Annotated in this window: 4 protein-coding genes and 1 pseudogene; 4 read left to right on the top strand and 1 reads right to left on the bottom strand. The window is 70.9% G+C overall.

Going from position 1 to position 6,291, the window contains the following annotated elements:
- Nucleotides 1–142: 142 nt before the first annotated feature.
- Complete coding sequence (gene argH / locus P1P70_RS38410) at nt 143–1,573, bottom strand: argininosuccinate lyase (RefSeq protein ID WP_319246038.1); 1,431 nt, start codon at nt 1,571–1,573, stop codon at nt 143–145.
- Between the two features lie 203 nt (nt 1,574–1,776).
- Between argH and P1P70_RS38405 the strand changes: the two are divergent.
- From P1P70_RS38405 to P1P70_RS38390, 4 genes and pseudogenes are all read left to right on the top strand, one after another.
- Nucleotides 1,777–2,619 (top strand): annotated as a pseudogene (locus P1P70_RS38405) (hypothetical protein); the annotation flags it as partial.
- Between the two features lie 672 nt (nt 2,620–3,291).
- Nucleotides 3,292–3,879 (top strand): pyridoxamine 5'-phosphate oxidase family protein, encoded by a 588-nt coding sequence (locus P1P70_RS38400; protein ID WP_319246036.1) that lies wholly within the window; start codon nt 3,292–3,294, stop codon nt 3,877–3,879.
- Nucleotides 3,880–4,047: 168 nt separating this feature from the next.
- Entirely contained in the window at nt 4,048–5,385 is a 1,338-nt protein-coding gene (locus tag P1P70_RS38395) for a ferredoxin reductase family protein (RefSeq protein ID WP_319246040.1), read from the top strand.
- 156 nt (nt 5,386–5,541) lie between these two features.
- Nucleotides 5,542–6,291, top strand: a 750-nt coding sequence (locus tag P1P70_RS38390; protein ID WP_319246035.1) for an FMN-binding protein, incomplete at its 3' end; no start/stop codon positions are given.

Genomic DNA, 6,291 nt, shown 5'->3' with positions numbered 1-6,291 from the left:
TTTTTCGCCCCCGCCGCCCCTACCCGTCCCATCCTCAAGGGGCTGCGCCCCCTTCGACCCCCAAGCGTCCGTCCGGTGGGGGCTGGTCGCGCAGTTCCCCGCGCCCCTTGGGAAGGGGCCTGCGGCCCTTCCCAAGGTGGGTTCAGCTCTTCTTGGCTGTTGCCCATGCGTGCTGAGCCGTCACGTCCTGCTTGATGTCCGCCAGTTGGATCGCCACCGCGCTCGGGGCCGTGCCTCCTCGGCCGTTGCGGGAGGCCAGGGCGCCCGGGACGTTCAGGACGGTGCGGACCTCGGGGGTGAGGTGGGAGGAGATCTTGGCGAACTGGTCGTCCGTCAGGTCGTTCAGTTCCTTGTTCTCGGCCTCGGCGGCCTTGACGCACTCGCCGGCGACCTCGTGGGCGACCCGGAAGGGAACGCCCTGCTTGACGAGCCATTCGGCGATGTCGGTGGCGAGGGAGAAGCCGGCCGGGGCCAGTTCCTCCATGCGCTCGCGGTGGACGGTGAGGGTGGCCATCATGCCGGTGAACGCGGGGAGGAGGACCTCCAGCTGGTCGATGGAGTCGAAGACCGGCTCCTTGTCCTCCTGGAGGTCACGGTTGTAGGCCAGCGGGAGGGCCTTCAACGTCGCCATCAGGCCCGTCAGGTTGCCGATCAGGCGGCCGGACTTGCCGCGCGCCAGCTCCGCGATGTCCGGGTTCTTCTTCTGCGGCATGATCGACGAGCCCGTCGAGAACGCGTCGTGGAGGGTCACGAAGGAGAACTCCTTCGTGTTCCAGATGATGACCTCCTCGGCGATCCGGGAGAGGTTCACCCCGATCATCGCGGTGACGAAGGCGAACTCGGCGACGAAGTCGCGGGACGCGGTGCCGTCGATGGAGTTCGCCGAACTGCCGTGCTCGAAGCCGAGGTCCTTGGCGACCGCCTCCGGGTCCAGGCCGAGGGAGGAACCGGCCAGGGCGCCGGAGCCGTACGGGGAGACGGCGGTGCGCTCGTCCCACTGGCGCAGCCGCTCGGCGTCCCGGGAGAGGGACTGGACGTGGGCGAGGACGTGGTGCGCGAAGAGCACCGGCTGGGCGTGCTGGAGGTGGGTGCGGCCGGGCATCGCCACGTCCGGGTGGGCCTCCGCCAGACCGATCAGCGCGTCCTGGAGGTCGGCGATCAGACCGCCGATCGTGCGGGCGTGGTCCCGCAGGTACATCCGGAAGAGGGTCGCGACCTGGTCGTTCCGGGACCGGCCGGCACGCAGCTTGCCGCCCAGGTCCGGGCCGAGGCGCTCCAGCAGACCGCGCTCCAGTGCGGTGTGCACGTCCTCGTCGGCGACGGTGCCGACGAACGCGCCCGACGCCACGTCCGCTTCGAGCGCGTCCAGGCCCGCGATCATCCGGGACAGCTCGTCCTCGGTGAGCAGGCCCGCCTTGTGCAGCACGCGCGCGTGGGCGCGGGAGCCCGCGATGTCGTACGGGGCCAGCCGCCAGTCGAAGTGGACGGACGCGGACAGCTTCGCCAGGGCCTCGGCGGGACCGTCGGCGAAACGGGCGCCCCAGAGCCGTACGTCACCGCTGTTGCTGCTCACTCGCGTTGCTCCTAGATCTCCGCTTACTGCGTTCACTGCCATGCATGAGTATGCAGAACTCTGCATGAATCGTCAATCTGAGAGAAGTTTGAGAGACGCCGAGAAACGGTTGAACAAACGAAACCGCTTTCACGTAACTCACACCGAACGCAGGCGCCGCGTCCATCACCACCGACCACACCCGACCCGAGTGAGGCATCCGCATGTCCAGGGCTCTTCCGAAGTACAACAAGCGTCGCGTAGGGATCATCGGCGGCGCCGCCGCGGTCGTGCTCTCCGGAGCGGTCATCGCGGGTTCCGCCCTCGCCGGTGAGGGTGCCAACAACGAGGAAGCCGCGGGGAACGCCTCCCCCGGCACGATCACCTGCCCGGCCGTCGAGGGCAGCCTCCCGGCGATCCCGGCCTCCGCGCAGGCCGAGGTCGACAGCAACCTCGCCCAGCTGCAGACCCAGATCCAGGAAGCCAACAAGCGTCTGATCGACACGGTCGGCCAGGGCGGCCCGAACTTCGTGCAGAACGCCATCCTCGGCCCGCTGGAGGACAAGCGCGTCGCCGCGCTGAACCGCATCGAGACCGCCATCGGCCGCGCCGCCGCCAAGCCCGAAGGCCTCGAAGCCCTCGCCCCCTGCCAGCTGAACCAGGGCGGTGCCGCGGCAGCCGACGGAGGGGCGCAGGCCGGTGCGGGCGCCGCGGCGGGCGCGGGCGCCGCGGCCGGTGCGGGCGAGGGTGCCGCGGACGCGGGCAACGCCGGTGCCGCCGGGACCATCACCTGCCCCGAGGTCGAGGGCGAACTCCCCGCGATCCCGGCCTCCGCGCAGGCCGAGGTCGACCGCAACCTCGCGCTCCTCGACACGCAGATCCAGGAAGCCAACCAGCGCCTGATCGACACCGTCGGCCAGGGCGGCCCGAACTTCGTCAACAACGCCATCCTCGGCCCGCTGGAGGACAAGCGCGTCGCCACGCTGAACCGCATCGAGACCGCCATCGGCCGCGCCGCCGCCAAGCCCGAGGGCCTGGAGGCGCTCGCCCCCTGCCAGCTGAACCAGGGCGGTGCCGCGGGCGCCGGTGAGGAGGCGGAGGCCGGCCAGGAGGCCGGAGCCGAGGCCGGTGCGGGCGCCGCGGCGGGCGCGGGTGCCGAGGCCGGTGCGGGCGAGGGTGCCGCGGACGCGGGCAACGCCGGTGCCGCCGGGACCATCACCTGCCCCGAGGTCGAGGGCGAACTCCCCGCGATCCCGGCCTCCGCGCAGGCCGAGGTCGACCGCAACCTCGCCCAGCTCGACACGCAGATCCAGGAAGCCAACCAGCGCCTGATCGACACCGTCGGCCAGGGCGGCCCGAACTTCGTCAACAACGCCATTCTCGGCCCGCTGGAGGACAAGCGCGTCGCCGCGCTCAACCGCATCGAGACCGCCATCGGCCGCGCCGCCGCCAAGCCCGAGGGCCTGGAGGCGCTCGCCCCCTGCCAGCTGAACCAGTAGTCCACGGCCTCTGCTCGGGTGACCTCCTGCGCTCCTGGTGAGTGACAGGGGTCGTGGCCGCCCCGCGCGCCGGCCGGGGCGGCCATGGAAGACCTGCATCCGAGAACACGAAGTCCGGGTGGACCCCACGGGTTCCACCCGGACTTCGTGTTCTCGGCCCTCCGCTCCGCGGGCGGGTCCAAGCCCTCGGACGACGAAATCCTTAGACAGGCGAAGCGTTTCCGTCGATAATCGTTAGACATGGGAAAGACTTACGAGCGCATCGACGGCCGCCTGCGTACGTTCATCGAGGCACAGCCACTGTTCTTCACCGCTACGGCGCCCCTGGCCGCCGACGGCACGATCAATCTCTCCCCCAAGGGCCTCAAGGGCTCGTTCGTCATCCTCGACGAACGGACCGTCGCCTACCTGGACTTCGCCGGCTCCCACGCGGAGACGATCGCGCACCTGCGCGAGAACGGCCGGATCACCCTGATGTGGTGCGCCTTCCAGGGCCCGCCCACCATCGTGCGCGTGCACGGCACGGGCGAGCCGGTCTTCCGCGACGACCCGCGCTTCGCCGGACTCCTCGCCCGCTTCCCCGACATCGACCCCAGCCCGCACGGCCTGCGCGCGATCATCGTGGTCCGCGCCGAGCAGATCCGTGACAGCTGCGGCTACGCCGTCCCGTTCATGGCGTACGAGGAGGAGCGCGACCTGCACGGCCGGCGTTTCGCGCGCGAGGACGACGACTCCCTCAGCGCCTACTTCGGCTCCAAGGAACACATCGCGACCAGCATGGACGGCCTCCCGGGGCTGCCACTGCCGCTGCCCCCGTCCGTCGCCTGACGGCGTGGGAGGCGCGGGCGCCCTCCGGTAGCGATCGTTCCGCAAGGCAGTTGTTCACACGGTTGAACACACGGCACTCCCTGCACGTACGTGTGGGCCAAGGGTCCAGCCCACCACGGAGGAACCGTGTCCACGATCGCCGGAGGTCGCGCCGCGCGCCGCCAGACGATGCGCCGCATCCGACCTCGTCGCTCCCCCGCCGTCCCGCTGCTGCTTGTCTTCTTCGCGGGCGTGGCAGCGGTGGTGTGGCTGTGGTGGGACAACACGCCGTCCATCGCGGACCAGGGCAGCAAGATGGTCAACGCCGGCCGGATCACCGGTCTGCTCGGCGGCTACATGATGGCCCTGGTGGTGCTCCAGATGGCCCGGGTGCCCGCGCTGGAACGCCGGGTCGGCTCCGACCGGGTCGCCCGCTGGCACGCGATGACCGGCCGCTACACGCTCTGCCTGGTCGTCGCGCACGTCGTCCTCACGATGTACGGGTACGCGCTGCAGGCCGGCCTCACCCACACCGCGATCCTGCAGCAGACCATCGACTCCATCAACCAGCTGCCGGACATGGGCAAGGCCGCCATCGGCACCGGTCTTCTGGTGCTCATCGGGCTGATGTCGATCGGCCCGGTGCGCAAGCGGATCCCGTACGACTTCTGGTACCACACGCACCTGCTGACGTACGCGGCCACGTTCCTGACGTTCTGGCACCAGATCTCCACCGGCAACGAGTTCGCCGTCACGCCCGCCGCGAAGACCGCCTGGTACGCGCTGTACGGGTCGGTGACCGCGTTGGTGATCTGGTACCGGATCATCACGCCGATCCGGCTCAACATGCGGCACCGGCTGCGGGTCGAGGCGGTCATCGAGGAGTCGCCCGGCATCGTCTCCGTGCTGATGAGCGGGCGCAAGCTGCACCGGATGGGCGCGGAGGCCGGGCAGTTCTTCCGCTGGCGGTTCCTCGCCCCCGGCATGCGGTTCAGCTCCCACCCGTACTCGCTGTCGGCGGCGCCCCGCCCCAACATGCTGCGCATCACGGTCAAGGCGATCGGCGACCACAGCTCGGCCCTGCGCGACCTGGAGCCCGGCACCCGGGTGTGGGCCGAGGGCCCGTACGGGGCGCTGACGGCCGGCAAGCGCAGCCGGGGCAAGGTGCTGCTGGTGGCCGGTGGTGTGGGCATCACGCCCATGCGGGCCCTGTTCGAGACGCTGCCCGGCGCGGCCGGTGACCTGACGCTGCTCTACCGGGCCAACACCACCCAGGACCTGGCCCTGTGGGACGAGCTGGCGCTGATCGCCGAGGAGCGCGGGGCACGGCTGATGTACGCGGTGAACAGCCCCGAGGGCGAGCGCCCGGACATCTCTCCGGACTCCCTGCGCCGCAAGATCCCGGACATCGAGAGCCACGACGTCTTCCTGTGCGGGCCGCCCGGTTTCGCCCAGGGCGTGTACGAGGCCCTGCGCGGTGCGGGCGTCCCGACCCGGCGTATCCACCACGAGTCGTTCGAGATGTGAGCGGCGGGGCCGCTCGCCGCGTATCTCCATCCGACCGGCCGTTCCAGCCGCCGGTCACCCCCACCTGCCCCATCCCGACTTCTGGCCATGGTTTCCCGAGGGTTCGCCCCACGGGTCTCCCCCGCGAGACTTCACACTTCAGGAGCTGAAGGAGCGATGAAGAAGAGCCACCCCATCCGGCGGACCCTGCTCGCCACCGCCGCCACCGTGTCCGGCATCGTGCTGCTGCTGTCGCTGAAGCCGGCCTCCGACCCGGCCGGATCGGTCCAGGCCGGAGCGGCAGGGGGCGCTCCTTCGGCACAGGGCGGGGTGGCGGCCGGCGCGCAGACCCTCACGGGCACCGCCGTCCAGACCGACTACGGACCGGTCCAGGTCCGGATCACCGTCAACGGCGGCAAGATCACCAACGCCGAGACGGTGCAGCAGCCCAGCGGCGGGCGCTCCACCCAGATCAGCGGCGACGCGATCCCCAAGCTCAACCAGGCGGCCGTGGCGGCGGGCAGCGCCGAGATCGACGCGGTCTCCGGCGCCACCTACACCAGCGCCGGCTACAAGGAGTCCCTCCAGTCCGCGCTGGACCAGGCCGGCAAGGCGCAGGACTCGGGCGCGCAGGTCCTCACGGGGACCACCGTGCAGACCGACTACGGGCCGGTGCAGGTCAGGATCACTGTCAGCGGCGGCAAGATCACCAACGCCGAGGCGGTCCAGGCGCCGAGCGGCGGCCGCTCCACCCAGATCACCGGCGACTCGGTGCCGAAGCTCAACCAGGCGGCGGTGGCGGCGGGCAGCGCCGAGATCGACGCGGTATCCGGCGCCACCTACACCAGCGCCGGCTACAAGGAGTCCCTCCAGTCCGCGCTGGACCAGGCCGGCAAGGCGCAGGACTCGGGCGCGCAGGTCCTCACG

This window comes from Streptomyces sp. MB09-02B (assembly GCF_033794485.1).
Taxonomy (GTDB): domain Bacteria; phylum Actinomycetota; class Actinomycetes; order Streptomycetales; family Streptomycetaceae; genus Streptomyces.
This window is presented reverse-complemented; position numbering and strand designations above follow the sequence as displayed.

Excerpts from the sequence above, each read along its gene's own strand:
- P1P70_RS38400 (WP_319246036.1), top strand. The coding sequence starts at position 3,292 with ATGGGAAAGACTTACGAGCGCATCGACGGCCGCCTGCGTACGTTCATC.
- P1P70_RS38395 (WP_319246040.1), top strand. The coding sequence starts at position 4,048 with ATGCGCCGCATCCGACCTCGTCGCTCCCCCGCCGTCCCGCTGCTGCTT.